General features: G+C 68.8%; 19 protein-coding genes, 1 tRNA gene and 1 pseudogene. 11 read left to right on the top strand and 10 right to left on the bottom strand.

What is annotated here, in order from left to right; translation table 11 throughout:
- Positions 1–34: 34 nt before the first annotated feature.
- Together ABZ953_RS34675 and ABZ953_RS34670 are read right to left on the bottom strand one after the other, a co-directional pair.
- Complete coding sequence (locus tag ABZ953_RS34675; protein ID WP_361732754.1) at positions 35–1,531, bottom strand: DUF2252 domain-containing protein; 1,497 nt, start codon at positions 1,529–1,531, stop codon at positions 35–37.
- A gap of 202 nt (positions 1,532–1,733) precedes the next feature.
- Positions 1,734–1,820: transfer RNA gene (locus ABZ953_RS34670), tRNA-Leu, on the bottom strand.
- Between the two features lie 540 nt (positions 1,821–2,360).
- On the opposite strand from ABZ953_RS34670, the gene ABZ953_RS34665 reads away from it, so the two are divergent.
- The 6 genes from ABZ953_RS34665 (at position 2,361) to pknB (ending at position 10,608) form a co-directional block, all read left to right on the top strand.
- Entirely contained in the window at positions 2,361–3,278 is a 918-nt protein-coding gene (locus tag ABZ953_RS34665; protein WP_361732655.1) for a DUF3662 and FHA domain-containing protein, read from the top strand.
- Positions 3,279–3,288: 10 nt separating this feature from the next.
- Complete coding sequence (locus tag ABZ953_RS34660; RefSeq protein ID WP_361732653.1) at positions 3,289–3,807, top strand: FHA domain-containing protein; 519 nt, start codon at positions 3,289–3,291, stop codon at positions 3,805–3,807.
- 131 nt (positions 3,808–3,938) lie between these two features.
- Positions 3,939–5,480: a Stp1/IreP family PP2C-type Ser/Thr phosphatase gene (locus ABZ953_RS34655; protein ID WP_361732651.1), complete on the top strand. Its 1,542-nt coding sequence runs from the start codon at positions 3,939–3,941 to the stop codon at positions 5,478–5,480.
- Between the two features lie 26 nt (positions 5,481–5,506).
- Positions 5,507–6,940 (top strand): FtsW/RodA/SpoVE family cell cycle protein, encoded by a 1,434-nt coding sequence (locus ABZ953_RS34650; RefSeq protein WP_361732649.1) that lies wholly within the window; start codon positions 5,507–5,509, stop codon positions 6,938–6,940.
- A complete protein-coding gene (locus tag ABZ953_RS34645; protein ID WP_361732647.1) occupies positions 6,937–8,400 on the top strand; it encodes a penicillin-binding protein 2 in 1,464 nt (487 codons plus the stop codon). Before ABZ953_RS34650 ends, ABZ953_RS34645 begins: the two co-directional genes overlap by 4 nt.
- A gap of 168 nt (positions 8,401–8,568) precedes the next feature.
- Positions 8,569–10,608 carry a Stk1 family PASTA domain-containing Ser/Thr kinase gene (gene pknB, locus ABZ953_RS34640; protein ID WP_361732645.1) on the top strand — a complete coding sequence of 680 codons (2,040 nt, stop codon included), beginning with the start codon at positions 8,569–8,571 and terminating at the stop codon, positions 10,606–10,608.
- Positions 10,609–10,748: 140 nt separating this feature from the next.
- On the opposite strand, the gene ABZ953_RS34635 is transcribed toward pknB, so the two are convergent.
- From ABZ953_RS34635 to ABZ953_RS34610, 6 genes are read right to left on the bottom strand one after another with little or no spacing between them, the layout of a single operon-like run.
- Complete coding sequence (locus ABZ953_RS34635) at positions 10,749–11,486, bottom strand: class E sortase (protein WP_361732643.1); 738 nt, start codon at positions 11,484–11,486, stop codon at positions 10,749–10,751.
- A gap of 24 nt (positions 11,487–11,510) precedes the next feature.
- Complete coding sequence (locus ABZ953_RS34630) at positions 11,511–12,725, bottom strand: class E sortase (RefSeq protein WP_361732641.1); 1,215 nt, start codon at positions 12,723–12,725, stop codon at positions 11,511–11,513.
- On the bottom strand, positions 12,722–13,381 hold the full coding sequence (locus ABZ953_RS34625) for an aminodeoxychorismate/anthranilate synthase component II (RefSeq protein ID WP_361732639.1): 660 nt from the start codon (positions 13,379–13,381) through the stop codon (positions 12,722–12,724). Before ABZ953_RS34625 ends, ABZ953_RS34630 begins: the two co-directional genes overlap by 4 nt.
- Positions 13,378–13,560, bottom strand: a complete 183-nt coding sequence (locus ABZ953_RS34620) for a hypothetical protein (RefSeq protein WP_361732757.1) — start codon at positions 13,558–13,560, stop codon at positions 13,378–13,380. Before ABZ953_RS34620 ends, ABZ953_RS34625 begins: the two co-directional genes overlap by 4 nt.
- A gap of 31 nt (positions 13,561–13,591) precedes the next feature.
- A complete protein-coding gene (locus tag ABZ953_RS34615) occupies positions 13,592–14,317 on the bottom strand; it encodes a class E sortase (protein WP_361732637.1) in 726 nt (241 codons plus the stop codon).
- A 24-nt stretch (positions 14,318–14,341) separates the two neighbouring features.
- Positions 14,342–15,112 (bottom strand): DUF881 domain-containing protein, encoded by a 771-nt coding sequence (locus ABZ953_RS34610; protein WP_361732635.1) that lies wholly within the window; start codon positions 15,110–15,112, stop codon positions 14,342–14,344.
- Positions 15,113–15,256: 144 nt separating this feature from the next.
- On the opposite strand from ABZ953_RS34610, the gene crgA reads away from it, so the two are divergent.
- Positions 15,257–15,514, top strand: coding sequence for a cell division protein CrgA (crgA, locus tag ABZ953_RS34605; protein WP_361732633.1), 258 nt, complete (start codon positions 15,257–15,259; stop codon positions 15,512–15,514).
- A 292-nt stretch (positions 15,515–15,806) separates the two neighbouring features.
- Here crgA and ABZ953_RS34600 read toward each other — a convergent pair whose 3' ends face one another.
- A complete protein-coding gene (locus tag ABZ953_RS34600; RefSeq protein ID WP_361732631.1) occupies positions 15,807–16,703 on the bottom strand; it encodes a rhomboid family intramembrane serine protease in 897 nt (298 codons plus the stop codon).
- Between the two features lie 134 nt (positions 16,704–16,837).
- Entirely contained in the window at positions 16,838–17,371 is a 534-nt protein-coding gene (locus ABZ953_RS34595) for a peptidylprolyl isomerase (RefSeq protein WP_361732629.1), read from the bottom strand.
- 374 nt (positions 17,372–17,745) lie between these two features.
- On the opposite strand from ABZ953_RS34595, the gene ABZ953_RS34590 reads away from it, so the two are divergent.
- The 4 genes and pseudogenes from ABZ953_RS34590 to ABZ953_RS34575 all read left to right on the top strand — a co-directional run.
- Positions 17,746–18,498, top strand: a complete 753-nt coding sequence (locus tag ABZ953_RS34590) for a DUF5324 family protein (RefSeq protein ID WP_361732627.1) — start codon at positions 17,746–17,748, stop codon at positions 18,496–18,498.
- Between the two features lie 128 nt (positions 18,499–18,626).
- Positions 18,627–20,117 (top strand): ornithine decarboxylase, encoded by a 1,491-nt coding sequence (locus ABZ953_RS34585; RefSeq protein WP_361732625.1) that lies wholly within the window; start codon positions 18,627–18,629, stop codon positions 20,115–20,117.
- Between the two features lie 8 nt (positions 20,118–20,125).
- The gene (locus ABZ953_RS34580) at positions 20,126–20,653 is read left to right on the top strand and encodes a flavin reductase family protein (RefSeq protein WP_361732752.1); all 528 of its coding nucleotides are present in this window, start codon (positions 20,126–20,128) and stop codon (positions 20,651–20,653) included.
- Between the two features lie 165 nt (positions 20,654–20,818).
- A pseudogene (locus ABZ953_RS34575) lies at positions 20,819–21,761 on the top strand (Fe-S oxidoreductase); the annotation flags it as partial.

Below are 21,761 nucleotides of genomic sequence, written 5' to 3'. Positions count from 1 at the left end.
CGGGCCCCGCCCCTCACAGCCCGGCCTGCGGCCCTCAGACCCCGGATTCCGCCGCCACCCGCCCTTCCTTTACCGCGCTCACCAGCAGCGCGTGATCCTCCTCGGTACGGTCCGCGTACGCCGTGGCGAACCGTGCCATGGCCTCGTCCAGCTCGTCGTTCTTGCCGCAATACCCCGCTATGAGGCGCGGGTCCGCGCTGTGTGCGTGCGCGCGGGCCAGCAGGGCGCCAGTCATGCGGCCGTAGTCGTCCAGCTGGTCGGCTGCCAGCGCCGCCGGGTCCACGCTGCCTTTGCGGTTCCTGAACTGCCGTACCTGGAAAGGAAGTCCGCCGATCGTCGTCCACCCGAGCAGGAAGTCACTGATGACCTGCATGCGCTTCTGGCCGAGGACCACTCTGCGCCCCTCGTGCACGGTCTCCGGCGCCTTGAAACCGGCCACCGGCAGGTGCGGCAGCAGTGCGGAGGGCCGCGCCTCCTTCACCTGGAGCACCAGCGGCTCGCCGCAGTGATCGAGCAGCAGCACCACATACGACCGGAGGCCCACGCTGCCCGTGCCGACGACGCGGAACGCCACGTCCTGGATCGCATACCGCGCGAGCAGCGGCAGCCGGTCCTCGGTCAGCGTGCCCAGATACTCCTCGAGCCCACCGGCCACCGAGGCGGCCTCCGCGTCCGGCACCCGCCGGAGCACGGGCGGAGCGTCGACGAAGCGCCGTCCTGCGGAGCCGTCACCGCCCTCGACGGCCTCGGTCGCCTTCGCCGCGAAGCGGGCACTCGTATTCTTCCGTGCTTTCTCGGAGACCCGCTCCAAGGTGCCGAGCAGGTCACGCGCGTCTGTGTGCGAGACCAACTCCTCGTCCGCGATGGCGTTCCACGCGTCGAGGACCGGCATCTTCGTGAACAGCCGCATGGTGCGGCGGTAGGCCCCGACGGCGTCCCTCGCGGCCGCCCCGCAGACGTCCTCGCCCGCGCCCGCTTCCCGCCCCGCGAGCACCAAGGACGCGGCCAGGCGCTTGAGATCCCACTCCCAGGGGCCGTGCGCCGTCTCGTCGAAGTCGTTCAGGTCGATGACGAGGCCGCCGCGCGCGTCCCCGTACAGCCCGAAGTTCGCCGCATGGGCGTCCCCGCAGAGCTGGGCGCCTATGCCGGACAGGGGGGTGCGCGCGAGGTCATACGCCATGAGGCCCGCGGAGCCCCGCAGGAACGCGAAGGGTGAGGCGGCCATCCTGCCGACGCGGATGGGCGTGAGCTCCGGGAGCCTGCTGCGGTTGGACTCCCGTACGGCGGCCACCGGGTCGGGACGCCCGCCGTCCACCGCGAACTCCGCGTGCGAGGCACGGGGCACCCGCTCCCGCAGCGCCTTGCCCTCTCGCTTGGGCGACCCCTGCGCGGGCCACTCGGCGAACCCGGGCACCCGCGGCACCCGCGGCACCCGCTCACCTTGCTGCCCCGGCCCCCGCCGCTGTCCCCCCTGTCCCCGCTGTTCCTGTCGTCCTCGCCGCCCGGGAATCTTCCCGCCGAGCTCCGCCATGCTCATCGCCCCCGTCGGTCATCGGCCAATCCCGAATCCGGCTTCGACCGTACCGCCGCCCGCCGACCGCCGTCAGAGCCTGTGGATAACTTCGGTGACATACATCACGGCCCCCATCGGCGCATCCGCGGGCGCAAGTCCGAGCACGCAAAAAGAAGCGGTCCTCCTCCGGACTTTCGTCCGGAGGAGGACCGCTTCCTCATGGTGCGCGAGGGGGGAGTTGAACCCCCACGCCCTTTCGGGCACTGGAACCTGAATCCAGCGCGTCTGCCTATTCCGCCACCCGCGCATGGGTGTTTGTCTTTGGGTCTCTCGCTGTGTTGGTGCGAGCGCCTGCTGACATCGAGAAGATTAGCACGCTGCAGGGGCCGGATTCACATCCGTTTGGCGGGGCACCTGCCCAGGCAGGGCCGGTCCGGGGCCGCTCGCCTCGCCCGGAACGGCACCCGGAAGAAACCCGTCCTTCCAAGCACCCGGCCCCCGCACCCCCACGCGCACCCCACCCGCAAGCGCCCGTCACACCGCCGACCCGCCCGAGCCCGGCGAGCTCCACAGCCAGGTGCGGGACACTGGTTCTGGGCCCCCTCTACGATCCGTTGTAAAAGGAGGCTCGAGCAGACGTCCCGAGCAGCTGCCCGTACGGGGTTCCGGGAACACGGATCAGGGCTCTCTCAGGGGTCCTGGGAGGATCCTCACGACCCTGGTGCGGGCATGCCTTGTGAGAGGCGACACTCGTCGACTGGGCGGACAGGGGGAACCAGCCGATTTCCCGGCGCGTGGATACGATCAGTAAGCAGTACCAGGATGACTACGACGGAGGAGGTGCCCCATGGGAGTCCTGAAGAAGTTCGAGCAACGTCTCGAAGGTCTGGTCAACGGCACCTTCGCCAAGGTGTTCAAGTCCGAGGTCCAGCCCGTCGAGATCGCCGGTGCCCTCCAGCGCGAGTGCGACAACAACGCGACGATCTGGAACCGCGAGCGGACGGTCGTCCCCAACGACTTCATCGTGGAGCTCAGCGCCCCCGACTTCGATCGGCTGAGCCCGTACTCGGGCCAGCTGGGCGACGAGCTCTCCGGCATGGTGCGTGACTACGCGAAGCAGCAGCGCTACAGCTTCATGGGTCCCATCAAGGTTCACCTTGAGAAGGCCGAGGACCTCGACACCGGCCTGTACCGCGTGCGCAGCCGCACACTGGCCTCCAGCTCCTCCCAGGCGCCCGACGGCGCCCCCGCGAGCCCTGCGGGCCCCGGAGGCCCCGCGGCCCCCGGCCGCGGCGCTGGTGCGGGCGGTGGCGGTGGCGGTGGCGGTTACGGCTATCCGCAGCCGTCTTCCGGCGCTGCCGGAGCTCCCGGAGGCCCACCTCCCATGCCCGCCGCGCCCCCGACAGGCGCGGGCCGACCCGGCGGGCAGTCCCCGGCACCGAACAGGCCCGCGGGCCCCGGCGCCGGACCACTTCCGGGCGCCCAGGTGCGGCGCTGGATCGAGATCAACGGCAACCGCCATCAGATCTCCCGCCCGACGCTGGTGCTGGGACGCAGCACCGACGCCGATGTGCGGATCGACGACCCCGGCGTATCCCGTCGGCACTGTGAGATCCGGACCGGAACGCCCTCGACGATCCAGGATCTCGGGTCTACCAACGGCATCGTGGTAGACGGGCAGCACACCACCCGCGCTACGCTCCGCGACGGCTCGCGGATCGTCGTGGGCCAAACCACCATCGTTTACCGGCAAGCCGAAGGGTGAAGCGGGGGCAATGTCAGAGCTGACCCTGACGGTCATGCGGCTAGGTTTCCTAGCTGTTCTGTGGCTGTTCGTGATCGTGGCCGTCCAGGTCATCCGCAGCGACCTGTTCGGAACGCGCGTCACACAGCGCGGTTCGCGCCGCGAGCGACCCCAGCAGGCCGCCCGCCAACAGCAGGCTGCCGCGGCTCCGCAGCAGCGGCAGCAGCAGGGCGGCGGTGGCCGCCAGCGGCGCGGCGCCCCCAGCAAGCTGGTCGTCTCCGAGGGCATCCTCGCCGGGACGACCGTCGCGCTGCAGGGCCAGACCATCACGCTGGGTCGTGCGCACGATTCCACGATCGTGCTGGACGACGACTATGCCTCCAGCAGGCATGCCAGGATCTACCCGGACCGTGACGGCCAGTGGATCGTCGAGGATCTCGGGTCCACCAACGGCACATATCTCGACCGGACCCGACTCACCACCCCGACGCCCGTTCCGCTGGGCGCGCCGATCCGCATCGGCAAGACCGTCATCGAGCTGCGGAAGTAGTACTACGTCATGACAGAGCGCGAGCGGAGCGAGCGAGCCGGAACGGCTGTCCAGGCACTGGACGCCGGCACGCTCCCGACCGGAGGGTGGGCACCGTGCGGATGTACCCGGAGCCGACGGGCGAGGTGCGCATGAGTCTGTCTTTGCGCTTCGCCGCCGGATCGCACAAGGGCATGATCCGGGAGGGGAACGAGGACTCCGGTTACGCCGGCCCGCGTCTCCTCGCGATCGCCGACGGCATGGGGGGCCAGGCCGCGGGTGAGGTGGCGAGCTCCGAGGTCATCTCGACGCTCGTCACGCTCGACGACGACGTCCCGGGCTCGGACATCCTGACGTCACTGGGCACCGCCGTACAGCGGGCCAATGACCAGCTGCGCCTGATGGTCGAGGAGGACCCCCAGCTCGAGGGCATGGGGACGACCCTGACCGCCCTCCTGTGGACGGGCCAGCGCCTCGGTCTCGTGCATGTCGGCGACTCGCGCGCGTACCTCCTGCGGGACGGCGTCCTCACGCAGATCACGCAGGACCACACCTGGGTGCAGCGCCTCGTGGACGAGGGCCGCATCACCGAGGAAGAGGCCACCACCCACCCGCAGAGGTCCCTCCTCATGCGCGCGCTGGGCAGCGGCGACCACGTCGAGCCGGATCTGTCGATCCGCGAAGTGCGCGCCGGCGACCGGTACTTGATCTGCTCGGACGGGCTGTCCGGCGTCGTCTCGCACCAGACGATGGAAGACACCCTCGCCAGCTACCAGGGCCCCCAGGAGACCGTGCAGGAGCTGATCCAGCTCGCCCTGCGCGGCGGTGGCCCCGACAACATCACCGTGATCGTCGCCGACGTCCTGGACATCGACAGCGGCGACACCCTCGCGGGCCAGCTGTCCGACACCCCCGTGGTGGTCGGCGCGGTCGCCGAGAACCAGCTCCAGTCGCAGGACGACGGCTCCATGCAGACGCCCGCGGGCCGCGCGTCGGGCCTCGGCCGCCCGGTGCCGACGCAGCCCTCCGGAGGCGGCTTCGGCCCGCCCGGCAGCGGCGACACCACGGGGTACGACTCCGAGGGCAGCTTCGGGGACTACGCCGACGACGACTTCGTCAAGCCCGGCGGCGGCCGCAAGTGGCTCAAGAGATCCCTCTACGGAGCACTCGCGCTCGCCGTCATCGCCGGCGGCCTCTACGGGGGCTACCGCTGGACCCAGACCCAGTACTACGTGGGCACGAACGACGAACACATCGCCCTTTACCGCGGCATCGACCAGGATCTGGCCTGGGTCAGCCTGTCGAAGGTCGAGAAGGACCACCCCGAGATCGAACTCAAGTACCTGCCGCCGTATCAGCGCAAGCAGGTCGAGGCCACCATCCCCGAGGACAACCTCGACGAGGCCACGGGCAAGATCGAGGAGCTGGGGCTGCAGGCCTCCGCCTGCAAGAAGGAAGCCGAGCGGCGCGAGGTCGAGCGTGACAACAACGCGAAGCCCGGCGAGGGCGAGGCGGGCGGCACCACCGGAAAGCACCCGAAGACGGGCCCGGATTCCACGACGGCCCCGCCCGTCGGGGACGACAAGAACAGCACGACCGAAAAGACCAAGTCCAAGACCGCACCGACTCCCACACCCGGCCCCAGCCTCTCCGAGGATGAGCAGAAGCTGGTCCCGCTGTGCGGTAAGCAGTAAGCAGCCGTTGGGGGCCTCTGCACGCCATGAGCAGTAGTACTACACACACGTCAACGATCGGCGCGATCGGGGCGCCGAGCCGGCGCAACACCGAGCTCGCGCTGCTCGCGTTCGCGGTCGTCATCCCGCTCTTCGCCTATATGAACGTGGGCCTGGCGCTGGACGGCAAGGTGCCCTCCGGCATGCTCGGATACGGAGCAGGCCTCGGGCTGCTCGCGGCGGTGGGCCACCTGGTCGTCCGCAAGTTCGCGGCGTACGCGGACCCGCTGCTGCTGCCCCTGGCCACCCTCCTGAACGGCCTGGGCCTGGTGCTGATCTGGCGGCTCGACCAGTCCGAGCGCCTGCAGCAGCTGCCCAACTTCAGCCCGGCGGCGCCGAACCAGCTCAAGTACTCCGCGATCGGCATCGCCCTGTTCGTCGGTGTGCTGCTGCTGCTCAAGGACCACCGCGTCCTGCAGCGCTACACCTACATCTCCATGGTCGCGTCCCTGGTCCTGCTGCTCCTGCCGCTCGTGCCGGGCCTCGGCCTCAACATCTTCGGCGCGAAGATCTGGATCCGCGTCGGCGGATTCCAGATCCAGCCCGGTGAGTTCGCGAAGATCGTCATCGCCATCTTCTTCGCCGGATACCTGATGGTGAAGCGCGACGCGCTGGCCCTGGCCAGCCGCCGCTTCATGGGCCTGTACCTGCCGCGCGGGCGCGACCTCGGGCCGATCATCGTCGTCTGGGCGATGTCGATCCTGATCCTGGTCTTCGAGACGGACCTCGGTACGTCGCTGCTGTTCTTCGGCATGTTCGTGGTCATGCTGTACGTCGCCACCGAGCGCACGAGCTGGATCGTCTTCGGTCTCCTGATGTCCTCGGTCGGTGCCGTCGCCGTGGCGAGCTTCGAACCGCACATCCAGACGCGTGTGCAGGCATGGCTCGACCCATTGCGCGAGTACAAGCTCAGCCAGGCCGGCGTCCAGGACGGTGTCCTCCACTCCGAGCAGGCGATGCAGGCCCTCTGGGCCTTCGGCTCCGGCGGCACCCTCGGCACCGGCCTCGGCCAGGGCCACTCGGACCTGATCAAGTTCGCCGCCAACTCCGACTTCATCCTCGCCACCTTCGGTGAGGAACTGGGTCTCGCCGGGATCATGGCGATCCTGCTCATCTACGGACTGATCGTCGAGCGCGGCGTCCGCACGGCACTCGCCGCCCGCGACCCCTTCGGCAAGCTCCTCGCGATCGGCCTCTCCGGAGCCTTCGCCATCCAGGTCTTCGTCGTCGCCGGTGGCGTCATGGGCCTGATCCCGCTGACCGGTATGACCATGCCCTTCCTGGCGTACGGCGGTTCGTCCGTCATCGCCAACTGGGCCCTGATCGGCATCCTGATCAGAATCAGCGACACCGCACGCCGCCCAGCGCCGTCACCCGCCCCGAACCCCGACGCCGAGATGACCCAGGTGGTCCGACCGTGAACAAGCCCCTGCGCCGGATCGCGATCTTCTGCGGGCTGCTCATCCTCGCCCTGCTCGCCCGGGACAACTGGCTCCAGTACGTCCAGGCCGACTCCCTCGCGAAGCACGAGAAGAACCGCCGCGTCACCATCGAGCGGTACTCCCAGCCGCGCGGCGACATCATCGTCGACGGCAAGCCCATCACCGGTTCGAAGGCGACGCCGGGCAACGACCTCAAGTACAAGCGCACCTGGAAGGACGGGCCCATGTGGGCCCCCATCACCGGGTACTCCTCGCAGCGCATGGGCGCCACCCAGCTGGAGAGCATCGACGACGGCATCCTCACCGGCAACGACGACCGGCTCTTCTTCCGCCGCACCCTCGACATGCTGACCGGCGAGAAGAAGGAGGGCGGCAATGTCGTCACGACCCTCAACTCCGCAGCTCAGAAGGCCGCGTACGACGGCCTGAAGAGCAAGGGCAAGGGCGCCGTCGCCGCGATCGACCCGTCCACGGGCGCGATCCTCGCGCTGGCCTCCACTCCGTCGTACGACCCCGGCGACTTCGCGGGCAACTCGAACGACGAAGCCGAGAAGTACCTGAGCCTGGAGAAGGACAAGGACAAGCCGATGGTCAACCGCGCTCTGCGCGAGACCTACCCGCCCGGTTCCACCTTCAAGGTGGTCACGGCGGCGGCCGCCCTTGAGCACGGCCTGTACGACAGCATCGACAGCAAGACGGACTCGCCGGACCCCTGGACGATGCCGAACACGACGCAGCCGCTGCCGAACGAGGGGAACATCCCCTGCAAGAACGCCTCGCTGCGTGAGGCCCTTCGCTGGTCCTGCAACACCGTCTTCGGCAAGATCGGCTCCGATCTCGGCAAGGACAAGATGCTGGAGACGGCGAAGAAGTTCGGGTTCAACGAGCAGCAGTTCGTGCCCGTCCGCTCCAACGCCTCCAACTTCCCCGAGGACATGGACAGGCCGCAGACCGCGCTGTCCTCGATCGGCCAGTTCGAGACCGCCACGACGCCCCTGCAGATGGCCATGGTCGCCTCCGCCATCGCCAACGACGGCACGCTCATGGAGCCGTACATGGTCAGCGAGTTGCAGGCGCGCAACCTCGACGTCATCGAGAAGCACTCGCCCAAGGAGATGAGCGAGCCGCTCTCGAAGGGGAACGCCCAGAAGCTGCAGGAAATGATGGAGACGGTCGTCGAGAAGGGCACCGGAACCAACGCCCAGCTCCCGAACGTCACCGTCGGCGGTAAGACGGGTACGGCCCAGCACGGCGTGGCCAACAGCAAGAACCCGTACGCCTGGTTCATCTCGTACGCCAAGACGGATTCCGGTTCGCCGGTCGCCGTCGCGGTCGTCGTCGAGGACTCCAAGGCCAGCCGTCAGGACATCTCCGGTGGCGGTCTGGCGGCTCCGATCGCCAAGGACGTCATGAAGGCAGTCATCGACAGCAAGAAGTGACCCCCATCACGCCCCCTCCACATCGGTGCACGTTGCGGTACCGGTCCGGTATCGGGTGACGGTCGCGGCCGGGTCACGTAAGTGGAGCCGGGTACCGTATGCCCGGACAGCACACCGCCGGACCACACAACGGTGCGGTCGGGACCGACGGAGAGGGCTGGATTAGCTATGGAAGAGCCGCGTCGCCTCGGCGGCCGGTACGAGCTGGGCCAGGTGCTCGGCCGTGGTGGCATGGCCGAGGTGTACCTCGCGCACGACACTCGGCTCGGCCGCACCGTGGCGGTGAAGACGCTGCGGGTGGACCTCGCTCGCGACCCGTCCTTCCAGGCCCGGTTCCGCCGTGAGGCCCAGTCGGCCGCCTCGCTCAACCACCCGGCGATCGTCGCGGTCTACGACACCGGCGAGGACTACGTCGACGGGGTCTCCATCCCGTACATCGTGATGGAGTACGTCGACGGCTCCACGCTGCGCGAGCTCCTGCACTCCGGCCGCAAGCTGCTGCCGGAGCGGGCCATGGAGATGACGATCGGCATCCTCCAGGCCCTGGAGTACTCGCACCGGAACGGCATCGTCCACCGCGACATCAAGCCCGCGAACGTCATGCTGACGCGCAACGGCCAGGTCAAGGTCATGGACTTCGGCATCGCCCGCGCCATGGGCGATTCCGGCATGACGATGACGCAGACCTCCGCGGTCATCGGCACGGCGCAGTACCTCTCGCCGGAGCAGGCCAAGGGCGAGCAGGTCGACGCCCGCTCCGACCTCTACTCCACCGGCTGTCTGCTCTACGAGCTGCTCACCGTCCGGCCGCCGTTCGTCGGCGACTCCCCGGTCGCGGTGGCCTACCAGCACGTACGGGAGGAGCCGCAGGCCCCGAGCGTCTTCGACGGCGAGATCACGCCGGAGATGGACGCCATCGTCCTGAAGGCCCTCACCAAGGACCCGGACTACCGCTACCAGTCGGCCGACGAGATGCGTGCCGACATCGAGGCCTGCCTCGACGGCCAGCCCGTCGCGGCCACCGCCGCCATGGGCGCGGTGGGCTACGGCGGTCACCCGAACGACCAGCAGACCGCGATGCTGCACCAGCAGAACGGTGGCGGCCAGACGTCGATGATGCCGCCGGTCAATCCGGACGACGGGGGCTACGGCTACGACGAGGGCCGCGGCCGGCGCCAGAAGAAGAGCAACGTGTCGACCTGGCTGCTCGTCCTCGCGGGCATCCTGGTCCTGGTGGGAGCGATCCTCATCGGGAAGGTGGCGTTCACCGGGGACGGCGGTGACGACAGCACCAAGGCGCCGAACTTCGTGGGCGAGACCTACAAGGAAGCCAAGGAGTCGGCGGACAACCTCGGCCTCAAGCTGGAGATCGGCGAGCGCAAGCCGTGCGACAAGTTCCCCAAGGGTGAGATCTGCGATCAGGACCCCGGGGCCGACGCGGAGGTCAAGAAGGGCGAAACGGTCACGGTGACGGTGTCGACCGGTGCGCCCAAGGTCGCGGTGCCGAACGTCATCTCCACGAACGTCGACGACGCCACGAAGAAGCTCCAGAGCGACAAGTACAAGCTCGAGGTCACCACCAAGTCCCGGGAGTCCACCGAGGAGGCGGGCACGGTCCTGGAGCAGGACCCGACCTCTGGTACCGAGGTCCAACAGGGCAGCAAGGTCACGCTGACCGTCGCCAAGGAGAAGAAGCAGGTCAGCGTCCCGGACGTGGCCGGCCTCGACTACGCGGACGCCGAGAAGCGGCTCAAGGACAACGGCTTCACGGCCTCCCGCGAGGACGTCGCGAGCGAGGACGTCGACGAGGGCAAGGTCATCAAGACCACGCCGTCGGCCGGCACCGCCGCCGACCCCGGCTCGACGGTCACCGTCCAGGTGGCCAAGGCGGCCGAGGAGTCCACCGTCCCGCCCCTCACCGGGCAGAAGCTGAAGGACGCCCGTAAGGCCATCGAGGACGCGGGCCTGACGGTCGGCACCATCACCGGCCCGCAGGACGACGACGCCATGGTGGTTCTCTCCCAGCCCAACGTGGGCGAGAAGGCGGCGCCCGGCTCGGCGGTCAACCTGACCACCGCGGGCGGCGGTGGCGGCGGCGGCAACGGCCACGGCGACAACGGTGGTGGCGGAGACGGCGGGAACGACGGCTGGGTCGGCGGCCTGTCCAACCGTGACGACCACGACAAGTGGCCGGGCTTCGACTACTGACCCGTTCCAGAGGACGAGCTCCGGACACGACTTCCGGACACGAGTTCCAGAACACGGGAGAGCCCCGGTACCGCTGAGCGGTACCGGGGCTCTCCCGTTGCGTTCGTACTTCGCCGTTGCGTCCGTACCGCGGGTGCGGGTCAGCCCCGCAGCTCCGGCGGCGGCGTGCGCTTGGCGTCGACCTTCTCGATCCGCTCCAGTTCGCCCCATACGACGTACCGGTAGCGGGACGTGTAGACCGGCGTGCAGGTCGTGAGCGTGATGTAGCGGCCCGGCTTCTTCACGCCCGATTCCTTCGGGACGGGGTCCAGGACCTTCACGTTGAACTTCGAGGTCTCGGACAGCGTCGAATACACCTTGTAGACGTACCACTTGTCCCGGGACTCGTAGACGATCGCGTCGCCCTTCTTGATCTTGTCGATCTTGTGGAACTTCGCGCCGTGGCCGTCGCGGTGCGCGGCCAGCGCGAAGTTGCCCTTCTTGTCCTCGGGCAGGGCCGACTTGACCGGGTCCTTGTAGTAGCCGGCGACGCCGTCGTTGAGGACCTTGCTGCTGGTGCCCTTCTTGACCAGCACCTCGCCGTCGCCCATCGCCGGTACGTGAAGGAAGCCGATGCCGTCCTTGGTGTCGATCTTCCCCGGGCCGCTCGCCCAGTGGTCGCGCACCCGGTTGCCCTGCTTGTGCGCCTCGCGGTCCGCTATGACGTTCGTCCACCAGAGCGAGTAGACGACGAACAGGCCGAGCACGAGGCCCGCGGTGATGAGGAGTTCACCGAAGACGCTGACCGCCGTGGCGAGGGGGCCGCGGCCCCGGCGCCGTGGCGCGGGGGCCGGTGCGGGCGCCTCCGCCTGCTGCTCGTCGTCGGTCGTGGCTGCCACTCGATCTGCCCCGTTCTCACCGTTCTAGTTCACGAGCGCGCCGGGTTTGCCCTTGTCACGCGGTCGTTCCTCGACCATCTTGCCCCAGACGATCATTCGATACTTACTCGTGAATTCCGGGGTACAGGTGGTCAGTGTGATGTACCGGCCGGGTTTGGTGAACCCCGAGCCCTGCGGCACAGGACCGATCACGCTCGTGTTGCCCGGGGACGTCTGCGGCAGGATGCTCGCCATTTTGTAGACGTAGTACTTGTCCTGCGTCTCGACGACGATCGGGTCGCCCGGCTCAAGACGGTTGATGTAGCGGAACGGTTCGCCATGGGTGTTGCGGTGGCCCGCGACCGCGAAGTTGCCCTTCGCCGCGTCCGGCATCGGGGTCTTGGTGCTGCCTTCGTTGTAGTGGCCGACCATGCCTCGGTCGAGGACCTGCTGCTTGTCGATGCCCTCGGCGACCGGTACGACGACGTCCAGGCGCGGGATGTGCAGCAGCGCGAAGCCCTGGCCCGGCTCGAAAGTACCGGGCTTGCCCTCGCCCTTGGCCCAGCTCTCCTGGAGGTCGTGGGCGGCGCCGTTCGCCTGCTGGTGGGCGCGGATGTTCGTCCACCACAGCTGATACGTGACGAACAGCAGCATCAGGACGCCGACCGTGATGAAGACTTCGCCGAGCCCCCGGCTGATCACGGCGCCCGGCGACGGCCTGCGGGCGCGCTCCGCACGGCGTGCCTCTACGCGGGAGAGGGGGGCGGTCGCAGGCCGGGCCCCGGCGGCTCCGTCGCGGGTCGCGGCCGGGCGCGCACCGCCCTTCTTGGCGGCCTTTCGGCGGGCTGCGCGACCGCCCTCGACGGCCCTGTCGGCCCTGTCGGCCTCCGGGGTGCCGTCGGGCTCCGCTTCGGCCGGCTCCGCTTCGACTATTCGACGGGTGTCCGCCGTCCGCAGGCCTACGGTCTCGTCGTCCCGTACGGGGGGCGGGGGCGGGGGCGTGGGCTGCTCGGGGGCGTACGCGCCGTACAGCTCCTCGTACGTGGGCTCCGGCTGGGCGGGCGGCTGTGGCTGTGGCTGTGGCCGTGGCTCCGCCTGCGTGCTGCGGAACCACGGCGAGGAGTGCTGCCCCGGCAGCGGATCCGTCAGCGGGTCGTCCAGATGATCGACCGCCGCCTCGAACGCACCTGCGTCCCCGTACGCGCCGTTCGCGTCGTACGGGGCTCCGGAGGAGTCGCGCTCGGGGCGCAGGTCGGTCACGCCGTGGCCCGGCCCACCACCGGGGCCAGCCCGCTCGATCGCCCGACGGCACCGGTGTCGCCGCACTCCACCAGCCAGTTGGCGAGCATCAGATGGCCGTGTTCGGTCAGCACCGACTCGGGGTGGAACTGCACACCCTCGACCGGTAGTTCGCGGTGGCGCAGGCCCATGATGATGCCGTCCTCCGTGCGCGCGGTGACGTCCAGTTCGGCCGGGACAGTGGCCGGTTCGGCGGCCAGCGAGTGGTAGCGGGTCGCGGTGAACGGCGACGGCAGGCCCGCGAAGACGCCCTTGCCCTCATGGCGGACGGAGGAGGTCTTGCCGTGCAGGAGCTCAGGGGCGCGGTCCACCACGCCGCCGTACGCCACCGCCATGGACTGCATGCCGAGGCAGACGCCGAAGACGGGCACGCCGGTGGCGGCGCAGTGCCGCACCATCTCCACGCAGACACCCGCCTGTTCCGGGGTACCGGGGCCGGGCGAGAGCAGCACGCCGTCGAAGCCGTCCTGCGCGTGCCGGAGCTCGACCTCGTCGTTGCGCAGGACCTCGCACTCGGCACCGAGCTGGTAGAGGTACTGGACGAGGTTGAAGACGAAGCTGTCGTAGTTGTCGACGACCAGGATGCGGGTGCGGTCGCCGCCGCCCGCGGTGCTCACTGGCCGTCCACGGTGACGTCGTTGAAGGGCAGCAGCGGCTCAGCCCACGGGAAGATGTACTGGAACAGCACATAGACCACCGCGAGAACGAGCAGCAGCGAAACCAGTGCTCTCACCCAGGCGTTTCCCGGCAGATGCCGCCAGATCCAGCCGTACATGCCGTCCCTTCCGTCGCGCACGGCGTGGCCTCCCTCGCCGTACCGCACCAGACTAACGGCGCAGTGCCTCCGGTTTCCCGGCCTCCACAGGCTGGGTGGCATCCAGATGCGCCCAGGCGATCAGCCGATGACTGTGGCCCCACTCTGGTTCGCAGGTCGTAAGGGTGAGGTAACGCCCCGGGCCGTCATAACCGGATTTGCGCGGCACGGGATCAATGACGCCGATGTCGCCGGGGAGCGTCTTGTAGGGCTTCTTGTCGATGCGGTACGTGAACCAGGTCGCGCCGTCGGTCAGGACGACGGGGTCGCCGGGGCGCAGCTCGGGGAAGTCCTTGAAGGGGTCGCCGTAGGTGCGCCGGTGGCCCGCTACGGAGAAGTTGCCCTTCTGTCCGAGGCGGGCGGTGGAGGCGTAGTGACCGAGGCCCTTCTTCAGGATGGCGGCGCCGGTGCCCTGGAGCACGGGCTTGTTCCACGTGAAACCGAACCGCGGGATGTACATGACGGCGAAGGCCTTGCCGTCCCTGTAGGGGGCCGGCTCATCGGGCGAGGCTGCCTCGGTCGGTCCCGTTCCGGCGACCGGTCCCGTTCCGGACGGCTTGTCGTCCGCCCCCGTGGAGACCGCGCCACGCGCCCACCGGTCCTGCAACTCGTCGATCTGGCTGTCCATGGCGTTGTCGGCCTTCACGCCGGTCCAGAACAGGACGTACACGACAAAGAGCACGATCAGTGTGCCGACGGTGATGCAGAGTTCGCTGAACGTCCTGACGAGCACACGCACGGACACAGGCTCCCCCAGGGGCCGCTACTCCACAGGCTTCGCGTAGTGGAGATCCACTGTGCCCGAGTAGCCGGGAAGAGTCACCGCCCCGTCGTCGTCCACTTTCCAGCCGAGCCCGTAGGCATTGACGTACAGCATGTAGTTTTGGATCTCGGGGGAGGCCGCGAGGGCGTTCTTGAGCTTGTCGGGGTCGCCGACCGCGGTCACCTTGTACGGCGGGGAGTAGACGCGGCCCTGCAGGATCAGGGTGTTGCCGACGCAGCGCACGGCGCTCGTGGAGATCAGCCGCTGATCCATGACCTTGATGCCCTTGGCGCCGCCCTGCCAGAGGGCGTTCACCACGGCTTGCAGGTCCTGCTGGTGAATGACCAGGTCATTGGGTTGCGGCTCGGGGTAGCCGGGCAGCTTCGCGGTGGCGTTGGGCGGGGCGTCGGCGAGCGTGACGCTGACCGCGTCACCACTGAGCTTCTTGGTGCCCGCGTTCTCCTCCAGCGCCTTGAGCCGGGCGTCGTCGGCCTTGGTGCCGCCACCGTCGCGCTGGGCGAGCGATTCGACGTCGTCGCGCAGGGAGCCGTTGGACTCGTCGAGCTCGCCGTTCTTGTGGCTGCGCTCCTGAATGAGGTCGGAGAGTTTGAGGAGCGAGGCATCCGTACGGATGTTGGTGCCCTTGGCCGTGTTGAAGCTGGTGAAAAAGATCAGGCCGGCGAGGGCGAAAACAGCGCCCGTAAGCACCCGAACCGGACGCCATCGGGGGCGACGACCGGCACCTTTGTGGGGGTCGGCAGAATTGCTCAACGTACCCTTATCTCCTTCAGCGCCGCGGAAGCACTACGCTAACGGACGCCCGGGGGAGGCTTCAGCTCCGTGTAGTGCCACGCCCGGCGCGCCAGACCACAGTTACCTGCGCGGCCACGCAGCGCATCGACAGGAGAGACCCTCGTGCCGAAGTCACGTATCCGCAAGAAGGCAGACGACTACTCACCGCCGCCCGCCAAGAAGGCGACGACCATCAAGCTGACCAACCGCAGCTGGGTGGCTCCGGTGATGCTGGCGATGTTCCTCATCGGCCTCGCCTGGATCGTCGTCTTCTACGTCACGGACGGCAAGCTGCCGATCGACCCGCTGGGCAACTGGAACATCGTCGTCGGCTTCGGCTTCATCGCCGCGGGCTTCGGCGTCTCCACCCAGTGGAAATAGCTCCCGCCCAGGGCCTCGCCCTGCGGTAGGAACGACGGTAGGAACCACCAGTGATCCCGCGCCGAGCGCAAGCCTTGCCCTGAGTTATCCACAGCGCTATCCCCACCTGGGGATAAGACTGAAGATCTGTGGATAACCCTCGGCCGGTTGACGCCGGTGTGACTGGCCCACCGGATCCTCGCACCTCGCGTGCCCCTTGTCCTTCCTGGGGAAACCCAGGTCAGTGACAAGGGGCACGCGTGTTCCCACTGCATGCACAAGATTCGCCACACGCTGTGGACAACGTGGTACGTCAGGTGAGCTCCGCGGTCCGTACGAGGACCATGACCACCGTCGCGACAAGGACCAGCGCACAGCTCCCGTACTGGATGAGGTTCCGCCGCTCGCGGGGCGCGTGCACCATCGCGTAGCCGACGATGACGCCGCCGGCGAGGCCGCCGACGTGGGCCTGCCAGGCGATGTTGGGCCACCAGAAGGTGATGACCATGTTGATCGCGAGGAGTGCGATGACCGGCCGCATGTCGTAGTTCAGCCGCCGCATCAGGATGGCGGTCGCACCGAACAGTCCGAAGATGGCGCCGGAGGCGCCGAGCGAGGGACGGTACGGCTCCTCGAGGAGATACGTCAGCGCGCTGCCCGCGAGGCCGGAGGCCGCGTAGAGCGCGAGGTAGCGGACGCGGCCGAGGGCCGCTTCGAGCGGACCGCCGATCCACCACAGGCTGAGCATGTTGAAGGCGATGTGCATGTAGCTGCTGTGCAGGAACATCGCCGTCACGAGGCGGTACCACTGCCCCTCGGCGACGCCCTCGACCGAGCCGAACTCCGGCACGAAGGCGCGCCCCAGCAGATCGAACCGGTCGGTGAAGCGGTCCCCGACCGCAAGCTGCACGACGAACAGGGCGAGATTGAGCCCCACGAGGACCTTGGTCACCAGGCGCGGGTCGGCGGCGATCGTGCCGCCCGCGACCGTGCGCGGCTGATTGGCCTCCGGTGTGTGGCCGGTGCCCGAGCCGCTGCGGACGCAGTCGGGGCACTGGAAACCGACCGAGGCGCTGATCATGCACTCGGGGCAGATGGGACGCTCGCAGCGCGTGCAGGTGATGCCGGTCTCCCGGTCCGGATGCCGGTAACAGGCGGGCAGGCCCGACGCCCCCTGCGACTCCTGCGGGCTGCCTGGCGCCTGGTCCATGGGGTCCCCTCAATCCTCGTACGAAGGCACTGTGACGACACGTGGCAACGCACCGCCCCGCCCTTCCTTACGGATGGGCGGGGCGGTTTGGTTCCCTCGCGGACACGCGAGGCTCCCTCGCGAAGACGCGCAGGTCAGGCGTCGCGGGTCTCGATGACCACGGACTCGATGACCACGTCGTTGACCGGGCGGTCGGTGCGCGGGTTGGTCTGGGCGGCCCCGATGGCGTCCACGACCTTCTTGCTGGCGTCGTTGGCGACCTCGCCGAAGATCGTGTGCTTGCGCGTCAGCCAGGCCGTCGGCGACACAGTCACGAAGAACTGCGAGCCGTTGGTGCCCGGACCGGCGTTGGCCATGGCCAGGAGGTAGGGCTTGTCGAAGGCGAGGTCCGGGTGGAACTCGTCCTCGAACTCGTAGCCCGGGCCGCCGGTGCCGTTGCCCAGCGGGTCGCCGCCCTGGATCATGAAACCGCTGATCACCCGGTGGAAGACGGTGCCGTCGTACAGGCGGTCCGTGGTCTTCTTGCCGGTCGCGGGGTGGACCCACTCGCGCTCGCCCTGAGCGAGCTCAACAAAGTTCTTGACCGTCTTGGGCGCGTGATTCGGCAGGAGCCGGACCTCAATGTCGCCCTGGTTGGTCTTCAGGGTGGCGTAAAGCTGCTCAGCCACGATCTGCCTTCCGTTGTCTTCTGTGACACCCCGATCCTCGCACGGACCGGATTGGGACGAGTAGCCACCGACTGGGCGCGCGCCCAGTCGATCCGTGGCATTGTCGGCCAAGAGCTCTTCTTGCACCGATTCGATCGTATTGAACGGGATAGACGGGTCGATCGGGGTAACCGGGGGAAGCAGAGATTTTTTCTTGCGCAAAAACTCGCCCAGAGCCGGACTCGGAGACTGGACCGGCTGACCGGAGATCGGTCGGCACCAGCTCCTGTGACCCGGATGCCCGCCCTCGCATGTCTTTGGAGCGATCCGGAAGGCATGATCGCTGAAAGGGTGGAAAGGTGACATACCTATACGCCACCGAGGAGGAGGATCCCGTGACCCGCATCGACAGCGTGCGCGCCGCGACCGGCTCGGCCAAGGACAGCGTGCGTCACGCCGCGGACGCGGTGGCGCCCTACGCCGACACGGCCAAGGACCGGGCCACCCACTACGCCCACGAAGCGCGCGTACGGCTCGCACCCAAGGTGTCGCAGGCCGCTGAGCAGGCCCGTGTCCAGTACGGCGCCCACGTCGCCCCCCGCGTCGAGCAGGCCCGCACGCATGTACCGCCGAAGGTCGACCACGCCGCGCACGAAGCGGCCGTCCGCACCCGCAAGGCAGCCCGGCAGGCCGCCGACTACTCCAAGCCCCGCATCGAGAACGCGGTCGCCGCCGCGCAGCCCGTGCGGGACGAGGCCGCGTCCCGTGGCACGGCGGCCCTCGCCGCGCTGCGCGGTCAGGTCTCGGCCAAGGAGATCCAGCGCCTGACCCGCAAGCACGAGCGCCGGGCCAGGGCGGGGCGCCTCGCCAAGAGCCTGGCCGTGTTCGGCATCCTCGCGGGCGGTGCGGTCGCCGCCTGGAAGTGGTGGGACAAGCAGGCCAACCCCGACTGGCTGGTCGAGCCGCCCGCGGCCACGGAGGTCCCGGCCAGCACGCCGCTGACCTCCGTCGACGGCAGCGCCCAGGCGTCCCTCGACCCCGAGGTGCAGGCCAAGCAGGCCGAAGCGGAGGCGGAAGCCGCGGCCAAGGACGTCCAGGACGCCAAGAACACCCAGGACGCCAAGGGCCACGACAAGAAGAAGAACTGACCCGGTCCGGGAGCGAACGTCGCCGTGGGGCGGAGGCCGGGAGGTCTCCGCCCCACGGCGTTCCTGTTTCACGTGAAACAGAGCGAGCGCCGGAACACCCGATGCCAGGGAAGGGGAGCGGCTTCTGCATGGCCGTGAACGAGAGCTTGAACCACGACGAGGCGCCCGTCCTCGAGGCACTGGAGCGCTACCACGACGTCGACGAACTCGCCTTCACTCCACCCGGTCACAAGCAGGCCCGCGGCGCGGACCCCCGGGTCAGAAGGGTCCTTGGCGACGCGGTCTTCCACGGTGACCTGCTCGCCAGCGGTGGCCTCGACGACCGGCTGTCCCGCGGCAACGTCCTGGAGAGGGCCCAGCGCTTGATGGCGGATGCCGTCCACGCCGAGCACACGTTCTTCTCGACCTGCGGCAGCTCCCTGTCGGTCAAGGCAGCCATGCTGGCGGTGACCGCGCCGCATCGCCGCCTGCTGGTCGGGCGCGACGCCCACAAGTCCGTCATCGCGGGGCTGATCCTGTCGGGTGTCGAGCCCGTCTGGGTCGATCCCGCCTGGGACGCCGAACGTCACCTCGCGCATCCGCCCACGGCCGAGTCGTTCGAGGACGCCTTCGCCGCCCACCCCGACGCCGACGGCGCGCTGGTGACCAGCCCTACGCCCTACGGTGCGGCCGCCGACCTGCGCGGCATCGCCGACGTCTGCCACCGGCGCGGCAAGCCCTTGATCGTCGATGAGGCATGGGGCGCCCACCTGCCCTTCCACGACAAGCTGCCGACCTGGGCGATGGACGCGGGCGCCGACATCTGCGTGACCAGCGTCCACAAGATGGGCAGCGGACTCGAACAGGGCTCGGTCTTCCACCTCCAGGGCGACCTCATCGACCCCGCGGCCCTCGCTTCCCGGGCGGATCTCCTCGGCACCACCAGTCCCTCGGTCCTGCTCTACGCGGGTCTCGACGGCTGGCGCCGCCAGATGGTCCAGGACGGCAAGCGGCTCATCGACGACGCCCTCAGCCTGGCCGCCCGCACCCGTGCGGCGATCGAGCGCATCGACGGCCTGCACGTCGACGACGCCGACGACTACTGCGGTCCGGGGCGAGCAGCGGATTTCGACCCGTTGCCCGTCGTGATCGACCTCTCCGGCCTCGGCACCACGGGTTACCGCGCCGGGGACTGGCTGCGCACCCACCACCGCGTCGACATGCACCTCTTCGACCACCGCCGGATCAGCGCCCAGCTCACGCACGCCGACGACGAGTCCACCGTGGGGCGGCTCCTCGACGCGCTGCGTGATCTGTCCGCACACGCCGATGAGTTGAGGGACGTGCCCGGGGTGATCGTGCCCGACCCGGCCCACCTGCGGATGACCCAGGCGACCCTGCCGCGCGACGCCTACTTCGCCTCCTACGAGGACGTCCCCGTCACGGACGCGGCAGGCCGTGTCGCCGCGGAGATGATCACCCCGTACCCGCCCGGGATCCCCGTCGTCCTGCCCGGTGAGCGGCTGACCGAGCCGGTTCTGACCTACCTGCGGTCGGGGGTGCGGGCGGGCATGAACCTCCCGGACGCCGCCGACAGCAGCCTGCGGACCGTCCGGGTCACCGCGAGCGCGAGCGTATAAGCGTGAGCATGGACGAGCGCAGGGACGAGCGCATGGATGGGCGCAGGGACGAGCGCATGGATGTCTTCACCGATCTCCTGTCCCCACCCATGTACGTGGTCACGGCGGTGACGGAGGACGGGCAGCGCGCGGGCTGTCTGGTCGGCTTCGCGAGCCAGTGCTCCCTGCAGCCCGTGCGGTTCGCCGTCTGGCTCTCCAAGGCCAACCACACGTACCGCCTTGCCCTGAAGGCCCGCACCCTCGTGGTCCATCTCCTGCCGCGCCACCGGCACGACCTCGCCGAGCGTTTCGGCTCGCTCTGCAGCGCCGAGGCGGACAAGTTCGCCGGCCTGAAGTGGCACGAGGGGCCGGGCGGAACCGTCGTCCTCGACGACGCGCTCGCCTGGTTCGCCGGCCGTGTCCACGACCGCGTCGACGGCGGCGACCACGTCGCCTTCTTCCTCGACCCGATCGCTGTGCACGCGGACGGGGCCGGGGGGCGGGCCCCGCTCTCGCTCCACGACGCGAGCGACATCGCTGCCGGGCATCCCGCCTAGTACGCACTCGGGGCTCATCTGGTACGCACTCGGGGCTCATCAGCGACGCAGATCACTGCCTGAGCGGCTGTGCCCCCGCTGAGCGGGGCGGTAGTCTCGTACGAGCTCAATAAGTTACCGCTTAGTAATAGTCCAGCCCCACCGGGACCGGTTCGAGGAGCCCCCATGCAACTCGCCGCGATCGTCGTTTCGCTGACACTCAGCGCGGTCGGCATTGCATTGTTCGTGCGCGCCTTTGTGCATTTCTTCCGCTTCTTCCGGCTCGGTGCACCGCTGCCGGAGAACGCGAATCGTCTGGACAATCCGTGGCAGCGGAGCGTGACGCTGGTCAAGGAGTTCCTCGGCCATACGCGGATGGCCCAGTGGGGGCTGGTGGGCTTCGCCCACTGGTTCGTCGCGCTGGGTTTCTACACGCTGATCCTGACGATCGTGAACGCGTACGGGCAGCTGTTCCATCCGGACTGGACGCTGCCGATCATCGGTGGCTGGCTGCCGTACGAGATGTACATCGAGTTCATCGGCACCGGCACCACGCTCGGCATCGTGATCATGTTCGTGATCCGGCAGCTGAGCCTGCCGACCCGGCCGGGCCGCAAGTCCCGCTTCGCCGGGTCGAACCGGACCCACGCCTACTTCGTCGACATCGTCATCTTCCTCATCGGGCTCTCGGTGATGGCGCTGCGTGGCCTGGAAGGCGTGCTGCACCACGCGGACTACGGCCCGGACAACTACGTCTCCTACAGCATGACCCTCCTCTTCGAGGGCCTCAGCCACTCCGGTGTGGAGACCTGGGTCTACTTCTTCGCCATGCTCAAGCTGAGCGCGTCGTTCATCTGGATGATCACGGTCAGCCTGAACCTCGACATGAGCATCGCCTGGCACCGCATGCTCGCCTTCCCGAACATCTGGTTCAAGCGGGAACCCTCCGGCCGCACCGCCCTGGGCGGGCTGCAGCCGATGTCCTCGGGCGGTAAGCCGATCAACTTCGAGGATCCGGGCGAGGACGACGTCTACGGCGTCTCCCAGGTCGAGCAGTTCTCCTGGAAGGGCCTGCTGGACTTCTCCACCTGCACGGAGTGCGGGCGCTGCCAGTCGCAGTGCCCCGCCT

It is taken from the genome of Streptomyces sp. NPDC046465 (assembly GCF_040646035.1).
In the GTDB taxonomy this organism is placed as follows: Bacteria; Actinomycetota; Actinomycetes; order Streptomycetales; family Streptomycetaceae; genus Streptomyces.
The sequence above is the reverse complement of the archived record's forward strand: the minus strand, read 5'-3'. Positions and strand labels throughout refer to the sequence as shown.

Bases quoted from the DNA above. Each gene is read 5' to 3' on its own strand.
- ABZ953_RS34650 (WP_361732649.1), top strand. From the start codon at position 5,507: ATGAGCAGTAGTACTACACACACGTCAACGATCGGCGCGATCGGGGCG.
- ABZ953_RS34660 (WP_361732653.1), top strand. From the start codon at position 3,289: ATGTCAGAGCTGACCCTGACGGTCATGCGGCTAGGTTTCCTAGCTGTT.
- ABZ953_RS34665 (WP_361732655.1), top strand. From the start codon at position 2,361: ATGGGAGTCCTGAAGAAGTTCGAGCAACGTCTCGAAGGTCTGGTCAAC.
- ABZ953_RS34600 (WP_361732631.1), bottom strand. From the start codon at position 16,703: ATGGACCAGGCGCCAGGCAGCCCGCAGGAGTCGCAGGGGGCGTCGGGC.
- ABZ953_RS34655 (WP_361732651.1), top strand. From the start codon at position 3,939: ATGAGTCTGTCTTTGCGCTTCGCCGCCGGATCGCACAAGGGCATGATC.
- ABZ953_RS34675 (WP_361732754.1), bottom strand. From the start codon at position 1,531: ATGGCGGAGCTCGGCGGGAAGATTCCCGGGCGGCGAGGACGACAGGAA.
- pknB (WP_361732645.1), top strand. From the start codon at position 8,569: ATGGAAGAGCCGCGTCGCCTCGGCGGCCGGTACGAGCTGGGCCAGGTG.
- ABZ953_RS34580 (WP_361732752.1), top strand. From the start codon at position 20,126: ATGGACGAGCGCAGGGACGAGCGCATGGATGGGCGCAGGGACGAGCGC.
- ABZ953_RS34585 (WP_361732625.1), top strand. From the start codon at position 18,627: ATGGCCGTGAACGAGAGCTTGAACCACGACGAGGCGCCCGTCCTCGAG.